General features: G+C 44.8%; 20 protein-coding genes. 12 read left to right on the top strand and 8 right to left on the bottom strand.

Going from position 1 to position 19,562, the window contains the following annotated elements; all coding sequences use genetic code 11:
* Positions 1-12 precede the first annotated feature (12 nt).
* The 11 genes from argC (at position 13) to QUE24_RS08605 (ending at position 10,642) form a co-directional block, all read left to right on the top strand.
* Complete coding sequence (gene argC / locus QUE24_RS08655; protein ID WP_286303460.1) at positions 13-1,044, top strand: N-acetyl-gamma-glutamyl-phosphate reductase; 1,032 nt, start codon at positions 13-15, stop codon at positions 1,042-1,044.
* Positions 1,044-1,613, top strand: a complete 570-nt coding sequence (locus tag QUE24_RS08650) for a DUF6776 family protein (protein ID WP_286303459.1) — start codon at positions 1,044-1,046, stop codon at positions 1,611-1,613. The genes argC and QUE24_RS08650 overlap by 1 nt, the downstream gene beginning before the upstream one ends.
* Entirely contained in the window at positions 1,600-1,734 is a 135-nt protein-coding gene (locus QUE24_RS08645) for a hypothetical protein (protein WP_286303458.1), read from the top strand. The genes QUE24_RS08650 and QUE24_RS08645 overlap by 14 nt, the downstream gene beginning before the upstream one ends.
* Before the next feature lie 12 nt (positions 1,735-1,746).
* The gene (locus tag QUE24_RS08640) at positions 1,747-2,190 is read left to right on the top strand and encodes a bactofilin family protein (protein WP_286303457.1); all 444 of its coding nucleotides are present in this window, start codon (positions 1,747-1,749) and stop codon (positions 2,188-2,190) included.
* Positions 2,191-2,254: 64 nt separating this feature from the next.
* On the top strand, positions 2,255-2,599 hold the full coding sequence (gene erpA, locus QUE24_RS08635) for an iron-sulfur cluster insertion protein ErpA (protein WP_286303456.1): 345 nt from the start codon (positions 2,255-2,257) through the stop codon (positions 2,597-2,599).
* 115 nt (positions 2,600-2,714) lie between these two features.
* A complete protein-coding gene (locus tag QUE24_RS08630; RefSeq protein ID WP_286303455.1) occupies positions 2,715-3,980 on the top strand; it encodes a DUF2254 domain-containing protein in 1,266 nt (421 codons plus the stop codon).
* Between the two features lie 52 nt (positions 3,981-4,032).
* Positions 4,033-4,665 carry a TetR/AcrR family transcriptional regulator gene (locus QUE24_RS08625; RefSeq protein WP_286303454.1) on the top strand — a complete coding sequence of 211 codons (633 nt, stop codon included), beginning with the start codon at positions 4,033-4,035 and terminating at the stop codon, positions 4,663-4,665.
* Between the two features lie 11 nt (positions 4,666-4,676).
* Positions 4,677-5,840 carry an efflux RND transporter periplasmic adaptor subunit gene (locus tag QUE24_RS08620; RefSeq protein ID WP_286303453.1) on the top strand — a complete coding sequence of 388 codons (1,164 nt, stop codon included), beginning with the start codon at positions 4,677-4,679 and terminating at the stop codon, positions 5,838-5,840.
* A 2-nt stretch (positions 5,841-5,842) separates the two neighbouring features.
* Positions 5,843-8,977, top strand: coding sequence for an efflux RND transporter permease subunit (locus QUE24_RS08615; protein ID WP_286303452.1), 3,135 nt, complete (start codon positions 5,843-5,845; stop codon positions 8,975-8,977).
* 2 nt (positions 8,978-8,979) lie between these two features.
* Complete coding sequence (locus QUE24_RS08610) at positions 8,980-10,401, top strand: efflux transporter outer membrane subunit (RefSeq protein WP_286303451.1); 1,422 nt, start codon at positions 8,980-8,982, stop codon at positions 10,399-10,401.
* A 61-nt stretch (positions 10,402-10,462) separates the two neighbouring features.
* A complete protein-coding gene (locus tag QUE24_RS08605) occupies positions 10,463-10,642 on the top strand; it encodes a PLDc N-terminal domain-containing protein (protein WP_091712983.1) in 180 nt (59 codons plus the stop codon).
* A gap of 55 nt (positions 10,643-10,697) precedes the next feature.
* Here QUE24_RS08605 and gloA read toward each other — a convergent pair whose 3' ends face one another.
* The 4 genes from gloA to QUE24_RS08585 all read right to left on the bottom strand — a co-directional run bounded on the left by gloA (position 10,698) and on the right by QUE24_RS08585 (position 14,977).
* Positions 10,698-11,252, bottom strand: coding sequence for a lactoylglutathione lyase (gene gloA, locus QUE24_RS08600; protein WP_286303450.1), 555 nt, complete (start codon positions 11,250-11,252; stop codon positions 10,698-10,700).
* Between the two features lie 55 nt (positions 11,253-11,307).
* Positions 11,308-12,633, bottom strand: a complete 1,326-nt coding sequence (locus QUE24_RS08595; protein ID WP_286303449.1) for an alanine/glycine:cation symporter family protein — start codon at positions 12,631-12,633, stop codon at positions 11,308-11,310.
* A gap of 104 nt (positions 12,634-12,737) precedes the next feature.
* Positions 12,738-14,165: an MFS transporter gene (locus QUE24_RS08590; RefSeq protein ID WP_286303448.1), complete on the bottom strand. Its 1,428-nt coding sequence runs from the start codon at positions 14,163-14,165 to the stop codon at positions 12,738-12,740.
* A gap of 14 nt (positions 14,166-14,179) precedes the next feature.
* Positions 14,180-14,977 carry an SDR family NAD(P)-dependent oxidoreductase gene (locus QUE24_RS08585; RefSeq protein ID WP_343749775.1) on the bottom strand — a complete coding sequence of 266 codons (798 nt, stop codon included), beginning with the start codon at positions 14,975-14,977 and terminating at the stop codon, positions 14,180-14,182.
* A 94-nt stretch (positions 14,978-15,071) separates the two neighbouring features.
* On the opposite strand from QUE24_RS08585, the gene QUE24_RS08580 reads away from it, so the two are divergent.
* Complete coding sequence (locus QUE24_RS08580) at positions 15,072-15,974, top strand: LysR family transcriptional regulator (protein WP_286303447.1); 903 nt, start codon at positions 15,072-15,074, stop codon at positions 15,972-15,974.
* A gap of 5 nt (positions 15,975-15,979) precedes the next feature.
* Here QUE24_RS08580 and mnmE read toward each other — a convergent pair whose 3' ends face one another.
* Genes mnmE through rnpA form a run of 4 tightly spaced genes read right to left on the bottom strand, consistent with a single transcriptional unit; the run spans position 15,980 to position 19,543 of the window.
* On the bottom strand, positions 15,980-17,323 hold the full coding sequence (gene mnmE / locus QUE24_RS08575; RefSeq protein WP_286303446.1) for a tRNA uridine-5-carboxymethylaminomethyl(34) synthesis GTPase MnmE: 1,344 nt from the start codon (positions 17,321-17,323) through the stop codon (positions 15,980-15,982).
* A 9-nt stretch (positions 17,324-17,332) separates the two neighbouring features.
* Positions 17,333-18,976, bottom strand: coding sequence for a membrane protein insertase YidC (gene yidC, locus QUE24_RS08570; protein WP_286303445.1), 1,644 nt, complete (start codon positions 18,974-18,976; stop codon positions 17,333-17,335).
* Entirely contained in the window at positions 18,969-19,205 is a 237-nt protein-coding gene (gene yidD / locus QUE24_RS08565; protein ID WP_286303444.1) for a membrane protein insertion efficiency factor YidD, read from the bottom strand. Before yidD ends, yidC begins: the two co-directional genes overlap by 8 nt.
* A complete protein-coding gene (rnpA, locus tag QUE24_RS08560; protein WP_286303443.1) occupies positions 19,190-19,543 on the bottom strand; it encodes a ribonuclease P protein component in 354 nt (117 codons plus the stop codon). Before rnpA ends, yidD begins: the two co-directional genes overlap by 16 nt.
* Positions 19,544-19,562: the final 19 nt, after the last annotated feature.

The raw sequence follows: 19,562 nt of genomic DNA, 5'->3' as shown, positions 1-19,562 counted from the left end.
ACAGAGTAACTTATGATCAAAGTCGGCATTGTTGGTGGCACCGGATATACAGGTGTTGAACTACTCAGATTACTTGCGAATCACCCGGACGTATCACTTGAGGTTATCACCTCGCGAAGTGAAGCGGGCATGCCGGTCAGCGATCTCTTTCCTAACTTACGTGGTCACGTTGATATCGCTTTTTCAGAACCGGATCCTGATATTCTTGCTCAATGCGATGTCGTGTTTTTTGCTACACCACATACAGTGGCAATGGCTCTGGTACCCGAACTAATCAAACGACATACCCGAGTTATCGACCTGTCTGCAGACTTCAGATTAAATGATGTGGCTGTTTGGGAACAGTGGTACAACACCAAGCACACTTGTCCTGAGTTATTTGAACAGGCTGTTTATGGTTTACCAGAGTTAAATCGTGACAAGATTAGAAATGCACAATTAGTCGCTGTGCCCGGCTGCTATCCTACTGCTACTGAACTAGGCTTTTTACCATTACTGGAAGCAGGGTTAATTGACCCGATGCATTTAATTGCCGATGCCAAAACCGGTGTCAGTGGTGCTGGCAGAAAAGCAGCCATTCCCATGTTAATGGCAGAAACCAGTGGCAGCTTTAAGGCTTATGGTGTCAATGGCCATCGTCACTTACCTGAAATTCGCGAGGTATTGTCAGAGCATTGTCAGCGTAAAGTGGATTTGACGTTTATTCCTCATCTAGCGCCAATGGTCAGAGGTATTCATGCCACGTTATATGGTCGTCTAACGACACAGGATGTGGATATACAAAAAATATTTGAAGATCGTTACGCGAATGAACCATTCGTTGATGTCATGCCTCACGGCTCAATGCCGGAAACACGTAGTGTACAAGGTAGTAATGTGTGTCGTATCGCCGTTCACCAGCCACAAAATAGTGATACGGTGGTGGTACTTTCAGTCATCGACAACCTGGTGAAAGGTGCTTCAGGCCAGGCAATCCATAATATGAATATCATGTTTGGCCTTGATGAAAAAACAGGGATTAATGTTATTGCGATGATGCCCTGATGATTGATAAACCCTATGTAATTCATCATAGACGTCCTTATCGTACCTTGTTGATATTGCTAATAACTTTGGCAATATCAGCAGCATTACTGTGGTACTGGACCACGCAATGGCAGAATGAGCAAAATGCTCAAATCACTGCATTGAAAGAACAAAACGAACAGCTACACGCAGAAAACCAGAATTTACTCGAACAAAATAAGTTGCTCACCGCTCAGGTCAATGACATTTCAAGAATGCAGGCTATGCAGGATGCCACTGATTCGCAGCTTCAATCGAACTTGGAAAAACTACAAAATCAAGTTATCGAGTTGAATAAAGAATTATTGTTCTACCAGAATATTACCCAGGGTAATGCCAGTAGTGAACTTCAGATTCGTGAACTTCACCTGAGGCCAAATCCGGATAATCCAAGCCAGTATTTCTACCGAATTGTGATTACTCAAGGGAAAAAAATTTCCAAAGCCATTAAGGGTGATGTCTTGGTAGCGCTTCAATTCAATGACGATAAAGCCCCCCCGCTTAATCAACACACATGGGTTAAAGTTAAAACACGTGCAAGTGCTTGAAGGCACATTGAACATAGAACAGAATGAACAACCCAAAAGCCTGAAAATTGAGTTAAAACAAGGTAAAAAAACACTCACTACACGTACTTTTAACTGGGAAGTCACGCCGCCCCTGCCATAAACGAGGTTGATCATGTTTAAAAAAGATAAACCAAAAAAGAAAAAAACAACCACACGTATCGATACATTAATTGGTCGTGATACTCACATAAAAGGTGATATTCATTTCAGTGGTGGTTTACGCATTGACGGCAGTATTCAAGGTTCGATTATCGCCAACGAAGATTCCTCACTACTCACCATCAGTGACCAAGGTAAGATTGAAGGCGAGGTTCGCGTGCCTAATCTGATTATCAATGGCGAAATAAATGGCAATGTTTTTGCCTCCGAACATGTTGAGCTTGCACCAAAGGCGCGTATCAATGGCAACCTTTATTACCGCATGATTGAGATGGCAATGGGTAGTGAAGTGAACGGTCACTTAATTCGTGCTCAGGACGAAGAAGAAGACATACTGAACGTTGAGCATGAAGTATTTGATGAAAATGAGTCATTCCATCTTGAGCAAAAAAGCTAAATCTTGACTAATTTAGTCAGAATTGGATAATGGCTATTAATTAACCATTTATCGGAGTGATGACATGACAAGCGAAATGCCCAGCCCAATTATCTTTACTGAGGCAGCGGCAGCAAAAGTCAGCGATCTTATTGCTGAAGAAGGTAATGAACAACTCAAATTACGTGTATTCATTACTGGCGGCGGTTGCTCAGGCTTTCAATATGGTTTTACCTTCGAAGAAGATGTCAGCGATGGTGATACACAAGTTGAAAAAAGCGGTGTCACTTTGCTTATTGATCCAGCCAGTTATCAATACTTGGTTGGCGCAGAGATTGATTACACAGACGGTATTGAAGGCTCTCAATTTGTTATACGTAACCCCAATGCCACAACAACTTGTGGTTGTGGTTCATCTTTCTCACCATAGAAACGAATTAAGCCCTGAAAAAAACCGATGCTTAGACATCGGTTTTTTTGCCTGCAGAGTTGCCTAAGGGTAATTGCTTCATTATGCTGAAATGAAGCTGATATAAGGACAAACAATGATTTCGAAATGGCGATGGTTGTTAACTCAACTAACGAGAACTTTATGGTTGAGGGCATCACTATTCGCTGTACTCGCCATCGTAACGGCACTCATTGCCATTCCTGTGCAGTCTTTAATTGAGAGTCCACTACCCTTTGAAATTGGTTCGGAAGCCGTCCGTGGCATTCTCAATATTCTGGCTTCCAGCATGCTTGCCGTGACCACCTTTTCCCTCAGTGTCATGGTCTCTGCCTATACCGCTGCAAGTTCAAGTGCGACACCACGAGCAACGCAATTGGTCAGGCAGGACTCAACCACACAAAATGTGCTGGCCACCTTCATTGGTTCTTTTTTATATAGTTTGGTCGGTATTATCGCGTTAAGCACTGATGTATATGGTGAAAATGGACGTTTGATTCTCTTCACCGTCACTATCGGCGTTATCATCCTCATCGTTGTCACTATACTACGTTGGATTGAACACCTATCATTGTTAGGCCGGTTGAGTGAAACCACGAATCGTGTGGAAGATGCTCTCACCCAAGCCATGAAACAGCGTATTGACTATCCATGTCTTGGTGCAAAACGCTTAGATAAAGAAAATCCACCTAAGAAAGGCAAGAATGCAGTTTATATTAACAAGGTGGGATATATTGAACACATCGATTTAGGCGGATTAAATCGTTGTGCCGAGTCTAATGAAACTGAAATTTGTTTATACATCGAGCCTGGGCATTTTGTTCATCCCGGTGAAGCTGTCGCTTATTATGATGGTAAACAGTCTGATTCAATTGATGAAACCGTCATCAAAGCCCTGTCCATTAATGACTTGAGATCATTTGATCAGGACCCCCGCTTTGGATTCACCGTATTAGCTGAGATTGCATCAAGAGCCCTGTCTCCTGCTGTTAATGATCCTGGAACAGCCATCGATATATTGAGTCGTGCTGTGAGAGTACTATCACTCTGGTGTGATCATAAAAAACTTGACGATTCAAATGACAATATTGCCTACCCTTATGTACGCATGCCGGAAGTCAAACTCGATAGTTTATTTGACGATATATTCCTCCCCATCAGTAGAGATGGTGCTGGTATGCTGGAAATTCATCTACGCCTACAAAAATCATTACTCGCTTTAAAACAAATCTCCCCTGACTGCTTTGCAGAGTGTGTTGAAAAGCACTCTGATCTGGCCTATCAACGTGCTCTATTAGCATTAGAGCTCGATGCTGATATTGCGCGTTTACAAAATCTCCGTAACGCGGTCAAATCTGAATAGTTAGATAAGCATCACAAAATGACACTTTACTAAAAAGGGTTTTACCCATAAAATGAATGAACGTTCATTCATTTTATGGGTAAAACTCATGTGTGCATCCTCATCAAAGGATAAACATCAAGCCATCTTATCGGCAACGCTAAAGCTATTAGCTACAAAAGGATTCCATGGTTTTTCTATAAAGCAGCTTGCCGCAGAAGCCGGGGTTGCGGCAGGTACTGTGTACCTGTATTTCAAAGACAAAGATGAGTTAATCGTCAGTTTACACAGCAACATCATTAGCACAGTCGCAGACGCTATTTTTGAGAGTCACGATACCACTCTGCCACTAGAGCAACAGTATCGGGAGCTATGTATACGGCTATGGCAATTTTTTCTAAATAATAAGTGCATGACTTTGTGTAAGCCTCAATTCGATCACCTGCCTGAAAACGTACTGGATGATCTTTATGAAGACACTTGGCGTCAATTACAGCCACTTTCTGACTTATATGAACAAGGTCGTAAACAAGGCATCTTGAAAAATTTACCCAATGACGTACTGAGCAGCTTTGGTATAGAGCCCTATGTCAACCTTGCAGGGCAACAGCTTCGAGGCACTATCAAAATATCCCCGGATGATCTGAATACCATGTTGGATGCTTCATGGAATGCCATATCAACGTCAAAAATTGAGACTCAATAATGGAGTTATTAATGAAAATCTCACCTTCTTTTCTTCGTGTCATAACATTGTCTGTATTGCTTGTATTAACAGCATGTCAGTCTGACCAACAACAGCAAGCTGGCCAGGCAGGCCAGAAGCAAACCAGTCATGTGGATGTGGTCACGCTGGCACCACAAAAAGTAACATTACGCAGTGTATTACCTGCTCGGACTACAGCTTTCAGACAAGCTGAAGTCCGCCCACAGGTGAATGGGATTATCGAGAAACGTCTTTTTGAAGAAGGCGCTCAAGTAAAAGAAGGTCAGCAGCTATATCAAATTGATGCCGCTTTATATCAAGCTGAGGTGGCCAATGCTAAAGCACAATTAATGCGAGCCAAGGCTGCTTTCCAGACAGCGAAGTCTAAAGAAGCCAGATACAAAAATCTGCTTGCTGATAATGCCATCAGTCAGCAAGATTACGATGATGCCTTAGCCACTTATCAGCAAACAGAAGCGGATATCAAAGTGCAGGAAGCCACATTAAAGACGGCAGAGACCAATTTGAACTACACTCATGTCTATGCTCCCATATCAGGTCAGATAGGTAAGTCTAACTTCACTGAAGGTGCCTTGGTAACCGCACAACAAGCTGCTGTATTGACCACCATCAACCAGCTCGACCCAATATACATTGATATTTCACAGCCATCGAAACACCTACTGGATTTACGTAAGCGAATCATTGCCCGTCAGATAAACAAAGAGAAAGCCCCTAAAGTCACTCTGACACTGGAAGATGGCAGTCCTTACTCAGAAACTGGCACCTTACAATTTGCCGAGGCCAATGTAGACCCAACTACAGGTGATGTGGTATTGAGGGCCATTATGCCAAACCCAGATAAGCTGCTCTTGCCCGGCATGTTCGTGAAAGCCACGATTGAAGAAGGGAAGCTGGACAACGTCATCCTGGCACCACAAAAAGGCATCACGTTTGACCGTGAAGGTAATGCCACGGCTTTGGTGGTCAACAAAGAAAATAAAGTAGAGCTACGTCAACTGGAACTGGACAGGGCTATTGATGACGACTGGATTGTGAAGTCAGGACTCATTGCCGGCGATCAAATCATTGTTGAAGGCCTGCAAAAAGTCGCACCAGATGCACCAGTGAAGATTGATAACAATACCTTACAAACGGCAGGTAACGGAGCGTAATCATGGCTAGATTTTTTATTGATCGCCCTGTTTTTGCCTGGGTAATCTCCATCATTATTATGTTGGCAGGGATAATTTCCATTGTTCAATTACCGATATCCCAATATCCGACGGTCGCCCCACCCTCAGTAGAAATCAGTACTGCCTATCCTGGTGCTTCTGCTAAAACGGTTGAGGACACCGTTATTCAGGTGATCGAACAAAACCTAACGGGGATTGATAACGTTCTCTATATGTCAGGCACCAGTGACTCCTCAGGTGCAGGCTCCTTAACGGTCACCTTTAATCCCGGAACCGATGCCGATATTGCCCAAGTACAGGTTCAGAACAAACTCCAATCTGCCATGCCGTTGCTGCCCCAAGCCGTGCAAAACCAGGGTATTGAAGTCACTAAGTCAAGTGCGGCGTTTTTGATGGTGCTTGGTTTTTATTCTGATGATGGCAGCATGGATAAATACGATATTGCTGACTATGTTTCGGCTAATATTAAAGATCCATTGAGTCGTATAAATGGTGTGGGTCAAATTCAGGTCTTTGGATCACAATATGCCATGCGCATCTGGCTTAACCCCGATAAATTAGCACATTACAAACTGACGACGACTGATGTAACCAGTGCAATCAGTGCCCAAAATGTGCAGATCGCCGCCGGTGAACTTGGCGGTGCACCTGCCGTAAAAGGGCAAGAGTTTAATGCCAGTATTATTGTGCAGACTCAACTGGAAACACCGGAACAATTCGGCCAAATCATCTTGCGAGTGAATGAGGATGGATCACGTATCAAACTGTCTGATGTGGCTCGTATTGAATTGGGTGGTGAGAATTACCAATTTGAAACTGAATATAATAGACAACCCGCTGCCGGTATTGGTATTAACTTAGCTTCAGGCGCAAATGCGCTGGAAACAGCCCAAAAAATTCGTGAGCGTATTGACGAATTATCGCCTTATTTTCCAAACAGCCTACAAGTGGTTTATCCCTACGATACGACACCTTCGGTCAGAATCTCTATAGAAAATGTTATTCACACCTTAATCGAAGCGATCGTTTTAGTGTTCCTGGTGATGTATTTATTCTTGCAGAATATCCGGGCCACGTTGATTCCGACTATTGCCGTGCCAATTGTTTTGTTAGGTACATTTGCTGTGCTGTTCGCCTTCGGTTTCAGTATCAATACATTGACGATGTTTGCCATGGTGTTAGCGATTGGTTTGTTGGTTGATGACGCCATCGTTGTGGTAGAAAACGTAGAACGGGTAATGCATGAGGATGGGCTATCCCCTCGTGAAGCGACCCGAAAGTCGATGGATCAGATCACCAGTGCTTTAGTCGGTATTGTCTTGGTACTCTCAGCAGTATTTATACCAATGGCCTTTTTTGGTGGTTCGACCGGTGTTATTTACCGACAGTTCTCGGTAGCGATCGTCTCTGCCATGGCCTTATCGGTACTCGTCGCACTAACACTGACACCAGCCCTCTGTGCCACATTACTCAGAGCAGGCGATGACGAACACAATGATAAAAAAGGGTTCTTCGGTTGGTTTAACCGCAACTTCAACCGGGCAACAAATAAATACCAAAGTTCTGTCGGTCACATGATTCACCGTACTGGCAGATATATGGTGATCTATTTATTGATCGTAGGTGTATTGGCGGTTTTATTCACCAAGCTTCCGACCTCTTTCTTACCTGAAGAAGATCAGGGCACGATGTTTACTTTAATGACATTACCAGCCAATGCATCAAAACAACGCTCAGCTGAAGTGATGAATAAAATTGAAGACTATTACCTAGATCAAGAGAAAGACAGTGTGAACTCCGTTTTCTCGATCATCGGCTTCAGTTTTGCTGGTCGTGGCCAGAATAATGGTATGGCCTTCACCGATATGAAACCTTGGGATGAACGTCCCGGTCAGGAGTTGAGTGTGCAAGGGGTCGCTGGACGCGCCTTTCAATATTTTGCGTCCATTAAGAATGCCATGATTTTCCCCATCATTCCCCCATCTATCACCGAACTGGGTAATGCCAGTGGTTTTGATTTACAGCTAAAAGATGTGGGTGGCCAAGGCCATGCTGCGTTGATGAATGCCAGAAATCAACTACTGGGTATGGCCGCACAGGATCCACGCCTAACCGGTGTCAGACCGAATGGTCAGGAAGATACACCGCAATTCAAGATTGATGTGGACCATACCAAAGCCGCGGCATTTGGAGTGGACTTAAATCAAATTAACCAAACCTTTAATACCGCTTGGGCATCTACCTATGTTAACGACTTTATTGATAATGGTCGTGTCAAAAAAGTCTATGTACAAGGCGATGCACCTTATCGGATGATGCCTGAAGATGTCTCAAAATGGTATGTTCGTAATGATGATAATGAAATGGTATCACTGGGTTCTCTGTCTGAAGGGCGTTGGATATATGGCTCACCGAGACTTGAGCGCTACAACGGTGTCTCTTCAGTGAATATTCAAGGTGAAGGCGCGCCAGGTGTCAGTTCAGGTGATGCGATGAAAGCCATGGAAGAGTTAGTCGCCAAGCTTCCCTCCGGCTTTGCGTATGAATGGACCGGACAGTCCTATCAGGAGCGTGAATCCGGCGATCAGGCACCGCTGCTCTATGCTATCTCTATTATGGTTGTGTTCTTATGCCTGGCAGCCCTCTATGAGAGTTGGTCGGTGCCGTTCTCAGTACTGATGGTTATACCATTAGGTATTATCGGAGCGGTGCTATTCACCATGGCGCGCGGCTTATCAAATGATGTGTACTTTCAGGTAGGCCTGCTAACCACGATTGGTCTCGCATCCAAAAATGCGATTCTTATTGTTGAGTTTGCAAAAGCACTGTACGAAGACGGCATGTCATTAATTGATGCCACGATGGAAGCGGTCAGAATGCGGCTGCGTCCTATCATCATGACATCACTTGCTTTCATGTTGGGTGTGTTACCCCTCATGATCGCCACCGGTGCAGGTTCTGGTAGTCAGAACGCTATAGGAACCGGTGTTTTTGGTGGTGTCTTCACTGCTACCGCTTTAGCGATATTCTTTATACCTGTCTTCTTTGTTGTGGTATTTAGTCTGCGAGAAAAACTCACTAAAAAATCATCACATGATGAAGTGAAAAGGGCCTAATTATGATGAAACCTCTTAAATTATCGATAGCGATTTCGACAATATTAACGATATCGGCTTGTTCACTCATGCCAGATTATCAAAGGCCTGAGCCAACGATTGCTATCGCCAATCAACAAAAGGAAAGCACGCTTAATGTTGCAGAGCTTGGCTGGCGCGATTTTTATCTTGATCCAAAACTGGAGCAGTTAATCAGCAAAGCCCTGGCAAATAATCAAAATCTGAGAGTCTCATCACTCACAGTTGAACAATTACGTGAGCAATTTCGTATTCAGAAAGCGGCAAAATTACCCACGGTCAATGCAGAAGGCTCAGTGACACGTCAGCGTACGCCAGAATCATTAAGTGGCATAGGTCGTAGTGGCATTACGGATACCTATAGTGTTGGACTGGGTATATCTGCCTGGGAGCTCGATTTCTTTGGCCGAATCGATAGCCTGTCAGAATCAGCTTTACAACAGTTTCTGGCATCTAAATCCGCCCGTGACAGCATGCAATTAACCCTGATTGCGCAAGTGGCTGATGCCTGGTTTAGTTGGTTAGCAAGTGATGCTCAACAGCAATTATCATCTGAAACCCGTGAAGCACGTGCTGAAAGTTATCAACTGATCGAAAAACGTTTCAATAGTGGATTAGCTTCTGAGCTCGATGTCAGACAAGCTGAAACAGCGTTACATGAAGCAAGAGTTCTGGAAGCCCAATATAAGCAACAAGCCAATCAGAACTTCACCAATTTACAACTTCTGGTAGGACAAACTTTAGACAAAGATGAGTGGAAAAAAGACTGGTATGAAATAAAGACACTGCGAGATATTCCTGCCAACCTGACTTCTGATGTCTTGTTATCACGTCCTGATGTGATGCAGGCTGAATCCATCATCAAATCGGCTAATGCTGATATTGGTGCAGCCAGAGCAGCATTTTTCCCACGTATCAGTCTCACCACCTCCCTTGGGTTTGGGGGAACGAGCTTTGGTCAACTAGGCGAAGCATCAAGTCGTCAATGGGCAATCGCACCACAGTTCACCCTGCCTTTACTTGACTGGGGTGTGAATCAGGCCAACCTGAATGTGGCCGAATTACAAAAAGATATTAATATCGCCCAATACCAACAAGTGATTCAAGAAGCCTTCAAAGAAGTCCGTGACGAAATGGAAGCCCGTTATACCCTAGATGCTCAGTTGGATGCGCAGAACGATCTCACTGCTTCCACCAAACGCAGTTTAGAATTAGCGCGATATCGCTTTAACGCTGGTATAGATAGCTATCTGGATGTATTGGATGCACAACGGAGCTCTATTAACAGTGAATTAAATCAAATTGATACGCGTCTGCTGAGGCTTCGTAATCAATTAACACTCTATAAAGCTTTGGGTGGTGGTTTGTATGAAGAGACACCCACAGCCGCCCCTTCACAGAATTAATTTTGTGTCCGTCAGCAGCTTAATTTAAGCTAGCTATATTTCATCAAGCAAGGAGAAAAGAATGGACTTACAAGTAGGTGGCATATTAGGTCTGATTTGGTTAATCATTGTTATCTGGGCCATTATCCAGGTAGCCAATAGTCCTGCTGGCGGTGGTGCAAAAATCTTATGGATTCTTATCCTGTTGTTATTCCCTGTGCTAGGTCTATTAATATGGTTCTTACTTGGACCCAAAAGCTAGACTAGACCATTTCAAATAAAAAAGGGGCTCAATGCCCCTTTTTTAATACATGCGCTTAGCCTAAGTGATCTTTTAGTAATTCTGGCTGACGTTCAGGTGTGAAAATCTCAATCCAGTAACCATCTGGATCTTGAATAAAGGCAATGCCTTTCATCTTGCCATCATTCGGTTTCTTCACAAACGGCACACCGAAGGATTCAAATCGCTCACATGACGCATCAATATCTGGCACAGCAAAACCGATATGGCCAAACCCACGCGGATCACTATTGCCATTGTGATAGCTAACCTCGTCGTTATCTTCATCACCCCAGTTATGTGTTAGCTCTAACATGGCAGGCATGGCAAATGTTTGTTTGATACGCTCATCGTTATCCGTTGAAATCGCTTTCACTTGTTCAGGTGATAATGCCGCCATAAAGTACAAGGTAAACTTCATCTCTGGAAAATCAAATCGTTTCACTAAGGTCATCCCCATCACTTCAGTGTAAAACGCCAGAGTGCGTTTCGGGTCTTTGATGCGGAACATGGTTTGATTAAATACAAAATCATGGGTGGCGGGATCGTGTGTCTCGCTTACCCCTTCAGCATTGTCAAAATGACGACTCATTGTGCTCTCCTTAATGTAAAACAGATAAATTTATGACCATTCTTATGACGATGGCTCACTTAGTATTGAAATAACGCTGACTTTCTTCTTTCACGACTTTCGACAGCAATAAAATCCCGATAAGGTTTGGAATGGCCATTAAACCATTCATCAAATCGGAAAAGTCCCAGACAAACTTCAACTCCCGGGTAGCGCCAACAATGACTGCAGCCACAAACACGACACGAAAGACGATAATGGCTTTCTCACCCAGTAAATATTCCAGTGCTTTTTCACCGTAATAGCTCCAGCCAATTAAAGTGGAGAAGGCAAATAGAGCCGTGGCTATCGCGACGATATACGTGCCCGTCATACCTAATGTTTCAGCAAAGCTGACACTGGTTAAGATATTAGCTTTCACCCCATCCTGCCAGGCTGTGGCGGTTAAGATTACCAGCGCTGTTGCAGTACACACCACTAGAGTATCAATAAAGGTCTGAGTCATAGAAACCAATGCCTGTTTCACCGGATCATTCGTCCGGGCTGCCGCCGCAGCAATGGGGGCTGAACCCAAGCCCGATTCATTCGAAAACACACCACGTGCCACACCATAACGAATCGCCGCCGCGACAGCAGCACCGGCAAAACCACCGCCAGCCGCAATCGGATTAAATGCATGCCAGAAAATTAAATGAAAGGCCGCTGGCACTTCGTCAATATTGATCCCGATAACCGTAAAAGCAGCGCCCAAGTAGGCCACAATCATAAAAGGTACTAGCATTGAGGTGAAGCGCCCAATTGAACGAATTCCGCCGATTAATACCAAACCGGTTAACACCATCAGCACAAATCCGGTTGTGCTGGTCTCCACGCCAAACACTTGCTCTACAGCAGCAGCCGCTGAATTTGCCTGGGTCATATTGCCGATACCAAACGCAGCACCGATGGTGAAAACCGCAAACAAGCTGCCAAGCCATGGCAAGCCCACACCTTTTGAAATGTAGTACATCGGCCCACCACGCATACCGTTTTCACCTTCTTCACGATATTTCACGGCCAGCATGGCTTCGGCATATTTGGTCGCCATCCCCACAAGTCCTGTCACCCACATCCAAAACACGGCACCGGGCCCACCTAAAGAAATCGCTGTCGCCACGCCAACAATATTGCCGATACCCACCGTAGCGGCGAGAGCAGTAGTTAAGGCAGCAAAATGACTGATATCCCCATCAGCTTTATCTTCTTTGTGAAAGACAAGCTTCAGGGCATGACCTAATTTTCGGAACTGTAAGCCTCTTAAAATGACGGTTAAATATAAACCGGTTCCAACCAGCAATATCAGCATGGGCGGCCCCCAGACCCAGCCTGAGAAAACCGATACCCAGTGTGAAAGAAATTCCATGTATATCTAACCTGTGAGAAGTGATAAATGCTTTCGAAGTTATGTGAGAAGCAGACCGCTGTCAAACTTTAAGAACAATCAATCTATCAACGGTATAACTCAGCTCATGAAACTGTTTTAGATTTCAGAATAGAAGCCCCAGCCTCTCTTGACAAACTCAAGGTATCGGCAATTGAAATTAATGCCAACACAGCAATGATCCAGAAAGCTAACTGGAAATCCTCAGCCCCTGTTTCCACCAGCGTGGTTCCATGTAATAACCACATCGAAAAAACCAAGACCAGAGCAGCAAAAGCAATACCGATACCTCTGCTCATTTGTTGCAGCACAGAAAACAACGTGCTGGCATCACGCATTTGCTGCTCACCTACATCAGCAAAACCAATAGTATTGAGTGCAGTGAAATGCATGGATCGGTTAAGACCACTGATAAATAACACCAATACGATTAACCAGTGAGGTGTATTGACAGTAAACATGGCCATCGCGGCGAAGCCGACTGACACCATCAGTCCATTGACGAGCAAGACTCGACGGAAACCAAAGGTATTCATTATCCAGGTGGTGGCTGGTTTCATGCAGAGGTTACCAACAAATAACCATAACAACAGTGTCCCCGCATCGACGGGCGACATACCAAAACCCAATTGAAACATCAGAGGTAATAAGAAAGGCACTGAGGCGACAGCAATACGGAAAAACGAGCCTCCCACAGCCGTTATTCTGAACGTTTTTATCGTTAGAGGGCTCAAGCTGAATAAAGGATACTGACTACCCAGCAAATGCTTAACAGATAAAGCCAGCAAGATAATGCCAACAGTAATGAAACTCAGGCTATAGGCCATACCGATTCTGCCAGCACTGAGACATTCCACACCGGCCATAAATAGTCCGAAACCGCTCCCAGTCATGAAAAAACCACGGACATCAAAAGGTTCTTTTTGCCTAACAGGCGTTGATTGGGGTTGAATCAAAAAATGCGTAATAACTAAGATCAATAATCCAATCGGAATATTAATCAGAAAAATCCATTGCCAACTCCAATGTGTGGCAATCCATCCTCCTAAAAACGGGCCCAACACAGGACCAAATAGGGCCGGCCAGGTCAGAATCGCCACCGCTTTGACTATCTCGCTTTTTGGCGTATCTCGCAAAACAACTAAGCGACCAACCGGCACCATCATGGCCCCACCGAACCCCTGCAATACCCTCGCCGCCGTAAAACTCAATAAGTCTGTACTCAATGCGCATAACACAGAAGATGTGATAAACATCAGTACAGCAAAAGAAAATACTCGTCGGGCACCAAAACGATCAGCCGCCCAACCACTTAGCGGCATAAAAATAGTTAATGCCACAAGATAAGCCGATACCCCCACAGATAAATGGGCTGCTGCAATATCAAAATCCTTAGCGATCGCCGGCAAAGCGGTAGCGATTATCGTGGCGTCTAACGTTTCCATAAAAAACGCCGACGCCACTAATAATGCAATCGCTATTCGTCTGTTGATTAGAATGGGCCCTAACTGCATGCCATGACTGTCAGTTACACAATATCGTCTACGACACCACCATCGACTCTGAGGGCAGCACCACTGGTCGCCGATGCTTGCTCAGAGCAGACATACACCACCATATTGGCCACTTCTTCTACCGAAGCAGGTCGCTGTATGACTGAGCTCGGTCTGGCTTCCATAACAAATGATTGACCGACTTGTTCATATGACTGGCCTGTTTTTTCTACTTCATCAGCTATCATCGCTTTAAAGCCGTCAGAAAGAGTCGGTCCAGGCAGCACACTATTCACTGTCACGCCACTTCCTGCTACACGTTTGGCAAGACCACGAGACAGTGATAACTGAGCCGTCTTTGATACTCCATAATGGATCATGTCATCAGGAATATTGCGAGCAGACTCTGACGAAATAAACACAACACGTCCCCATTGTTTTTTCTGCATTGCTGGCAGATAGGATCGTGACAATCGCATGCCGGACATCACATTGGTTGCCCAATACGTATCCCAGGTTTCATCATCTGTCTCAAAGAAGTCCGCTGGACCGAAGATACCCGCATTATTGACTAGAATATCGACTTCCGGCACAACATTGACAAGTTGTTGACAGCCAGTCGCAGTGGATAAATCAGCCGCAGCAGGAATAAGTTTGGCTTCGGGCAGTTGTTGTTTGATACGCGCTATCGCCTTCTCTACACTCTCATCACTACGGCCATTGATAACGACCTCTGCTCCAGACTCGGCTAAGCCAGATGCAATGGCAAAGCCTATGCCTGCCGTTGAGGCTGTGACTAATGCTTTTTTACCGTTGAAATCGATTTTCATCATGCTCTCCTTATGAGTTATTTGTGTCCATTTTAGGTGAGCGACAATATTGATTAAATAGATATAATGTAAATTCACTATTTCTGATTAGTTAACAATGAAACGTATTGATGATCTGCTTGGATTAAGAGTATTTGAGAAAGTGGTCACACTCGGTAGCCTGACAGCCGCCGCCCAAGCCTTAGGCATCTCGCTCGCTGCCGCCAGTAAGCGACTGAGTAAGCTTGAGCAGTATCTGGGTGTACAACTGATTCATCGCAGTACGCGACGGTTATCAGTCAGTGATGAAGGACAAACGCTTTATGTTTATGCACAACGGATTGTGTCGGAATTAGAACAGGCCGAAGAAGCCATTCTGCAAAAGTCGGAACAGATATCTGGCACATTAACCATTACCTCTCCCAACAGTTTTGGTCGACGTCATTTGGTCAAACTGATTGCTGAGTTCAGACAACTGCATCCTAATATCACCATCCAATTGCTGTTAAGTGACAGCATTGAGGAGATGATTTCAGAAGGTATTGATGTAGCTATCCGTTATGGTGAGCTGCCAGATTCCAGACTAGTCGCACGTCGACTGTTGAATAATGATCGTATTTTATGCGCGTCACCAGACTATCTTGCTCAAAACGGTACGCCTCAGACCTTGGACGAACTCTACCAACATCACTGCATTATTATTAGTCGTCATACTGAAATTAACTGGGCTTTCCCAAGCCACACCTTACATATCCAGCAAGCGATAAGCAGTAATGACGGTGAGGCCGCACATGTCATGGCATTACAAGGCATGGGTATCGTGCTGAAATCATACTGGGATGTGGCAGAAGATCTAATGGCAGGCAAATTAATTCAGGTCTTACCAGAGCAAGCCGTTATCAGTGCCCCCATCAATATCATTACCCTAAAAAATCAGCATCAACCAGCCAGAATACGACTATTTATCGACTTCTTACTGAATAGCTTGCAGCCGCTACAGATGCATAAAGACAAATTCTGACAGTCTTATTTGCCAATACAAAAACTGGAGAAAATATGATCCAGCAAGTCTTCTGTGGTGAAGGTACCAGTAATTTCACCCAGTGCATTTTGTGCAAGACGTAACTCTTCTGCTAACAGCTCACCAGCGCCCATCCCTGAGAGGCAGTCATAACCATTGACGATAGACTGTCTGGCGCGTGCCAGTGCATCAAGATGGCGGCGTCTGGCAATAAAGACACCTTCTTCTTCTGGGTGAAACCCGACGGCTTGATAAAGATGTTGTTGTAATAACTCAAGTCCATCGCCCGACTTCGCCGAGAGATACAACGTAGGATACCCCTCTTCTTCTGTCAATTGCGTCAGGTGACCACTTTTATCAATCTTATTACGGATAATGGTGAGTGGTTTATTCGCCGGTAACTCAGCCAGGATTTTTCTATCCTGTTCAGTCAGCCCTTGGCTATCATCGATCAGTAATAGAATATGATCGGCCTGAGCCAGTTCATTTTGGGTACGACGAATGCCCTCAAGCTCAACGATATCATTTGTTGCATCATGCAAACCGGCCGTATCAGAGATACGTAATGGCAAGCCACCAAGATGAATTTGCTCACGCAGTACATCACGGGTGGTGCCAGCGACATCTGTGACAATGGCAGCATCATGACCCGCTAATTGATTATGCAAGCTGGATTTACCCGCGTTAGGCTGACCCGCCAGCACGACGCTGATACCTTCACGCAATAATCGGCCTTGTTTGGCAGAGCCCGTGATGCCTTCCAGTGTTTTTAATAAATCCTGAAGTTGCCTGTCGACTTGCGCTTCTGCTAGGAAATCAATTTCCTCATCGCTGAAATCAATCGATACTTCAACGTACATTCTGAGGTGTGTCAGTTCTTGCAGAAAATCATTAATGCGATTAGAAAAATCACCTTGCAGTGAACGCATTGCACTTTTGGCAGCCTGCTCTGTTGAGCTCTCAATTAAATCCGCGACTGCTTCAGCCTGGGCCAAGTCCATTTTATTATTCAGAAAAGCCCGCTCTGAAAATTCACCCGGTCTGGCCATTCTGGCACCCAGCTCAACGGCTCGCTGACAGAGTTTATCCATCACAAGTGGGCTGCCATGTCCTTGCAGTTCGACTACATCCTCACCTGTAAATGAAGCCGGACCTGGAAAATAAAGGGCAATACCTTCATCAATCACTTCATTTTCGGCACTGCGAAAGTGTGTAAAGGTCGCATAACGAGGAGTCGGTAATTTGCCGCAAATTGCACTCACGATCTCAGCACTTTGCTTGCCTGAGATTCTAACGACACCGACGCCACCACGCCCAGGCGCGGTGGCTACTGCAACAATCGTATCCATCAGCGTCGCTTAGAGTGCGTCCATCTTACGAGTGATATACCACTGTTGTGCAATCGACAGCACGTTATTCACAACCCAGTACAACACCAGACCAGATGGGAAGAACGCAAAGAAGACCGTGAACACCAGCGGGAAGAACTTCATCATCATCGCTTGTGCAGGATCTTGAGGTGCAGGGTTCAGGCTTTGTTGAATCCACATAGAAATACCAAACAACACTGGCAAGATGAAATAGGGATCCATCGCTGTTAAGTCATTAATCCACAGGATAAAGTCGGCTTGGCGTAACTCAATACTTTCAACCAACACCCAGTAGAAAGACAAGAACACTGGCATTTGCACTAGAATCGGCAAACAACCACCCAATGGGTTAATTTTCTCAGTACGATATAGATCCATCATCGCCTGATTAAATTTCTGTTTATCATCGCCGTAACGTTCTTTCAGTGTTGCCAACTTAGGCGTCAACTTACGCATAGCGGCCATGGAACGATAACTGGCTGCTGACAACTTGAAGAACACTAACTTAATTAATACTGTCAGCAGTACAATTGACCAGCCCCAATTACCCGTCAGTTTATGTAACCACTCCATGACCCAAAATAATGGTTCAGAAATAATGGTAAAGATGCCGTAATCAACCGTTAACTGTAGGTTCTTGGCTACAGCTTCAAGACGATCTGCCTTTTTAGGGCCCAGGTACATTTCATAATCGGCCTGCGCTTCACTACCAGACGCAACAGATATTGCAGGCATTCTGACACCAGCAGTGTAGTTGGTACCATTGATTGAACGAGCGTAATAACCTTTCTCTTCCGTATTTTGTTCAGGCACAATCGCCGCCACAAAATAATGCTCAATCATTGCCGCCCAGCCATCTGTCGCTTTCTGGTTAAAAGGCTTGTCATCTAAATCATCAAATTTTACTTTTTCGTACTCATTACCTGTGTTTGAAAATACAGGGCCTGTGTAGGTATAGATAAAGTGGGAACCGTTAGTGACGTTATTGCGGTTAAATTGGGCATAAGGATAGGCTGAGAAAGCCTCTGATGTGTTATTGACCACTTTGTAGTCAACGTTTACCACATAACTATCGCGTTTAAATGTATAGGTTTTAATAACTGTTAAACCATTATCCGCTTGCCAGTAGAAAGGTACGCTAAGCTCGTCCTGACCCTCTTTCAACTGGTAGCTCTGTTGCTCAGATCGATAGATTGCGTAATGTGTCGGCGCATCGTCATTAGAACGTAGACCTGATTGAGCCACGAAATACGCATCACTTTTATCACTCAGAAATTGAACCGGGGTATCCGGCTGTTCAGAACTGACAGCGTATTTAAGTAAAGCTAAGTTTTGAATATCACCGCCTTGTGTGCTGATGTCGATATCCATGACATCTGTTTTCACATTCACCATTTGTTTAGAAGCAACTGATTGTGCAGCGTCAGGCACATCGGGTAACGCTTCTGCAGAGACGGATGGCATATCCGGTAACTCAGCATCATTGGTAACAGCGGCTGGGTCAGCTGCTTGATTCGATGTTGTATTTTCCACGGTTTGCTGTGGGCTGACGTAATCAGTTTGCCACGCCTGCCATAACAATAACGACACGATGAGCAGACCAAAAATAAATAGGGTTCTGAGATTATCCATTATGTTTCTTTGTTTTTAGTTCAGGTACAGGATCAAGTCCACCCTCATGCCAAGGGTGACAGCGGGATAGTCGACGCAAACCAAGCCAGGTTCCTTTGATGGCACCATGACGTTCGATTGCATCTATCATGTATTGTGAGCAGGTTGGATGAAAACGGCAATGCATGCCAGTGAAAGGGCTCAGTAAAAGTCTATAACCTCGGACGAGGATGATTAGGATTTTTGCCATTGCGCCACCACTGTTAACCAATGTCGCTCCAATGCTGCCCATATTTGAGTGCTATCTCGTTCTGTCACACCGGGGCGTGACAGCACAACAATATCGATATTTGATAAGACGGATTGATTCTGTCGAAAAGATTCGCGAATAATCCGCTTTAAGCGGTTGCGTTGATTGGCTAATTTCACGTGTTTTTTAGCTATCGCTAGTCCCAGTCGGGGATGCCCCACTGAGTTCTCAACCGTTAAAACCGTCAGGCCCCCACCACCAGTGCGTTTTCCTTGACGGAACACCCGAGAAAAATCTCCCGGGCGATTCATTTTCATGGCTCGGCCAAATGTTGCCAAGTCATGCCCTCCCTGAAGG

Source organism: Methylophaga marina, from assembly GCF_030296755.1.
Classification (GTDB): domain Bacteria; phylum Pseudomonadota; class Gammaproteobacteria; order Nitrosococcales; family Methylophagaceae; genus Methylophaga; species Methylophaga marina.
Note: the sequence above shows the minus strand (reverse complement) of the source record. Positions and strands in the feature narration are given on the sequence as shown.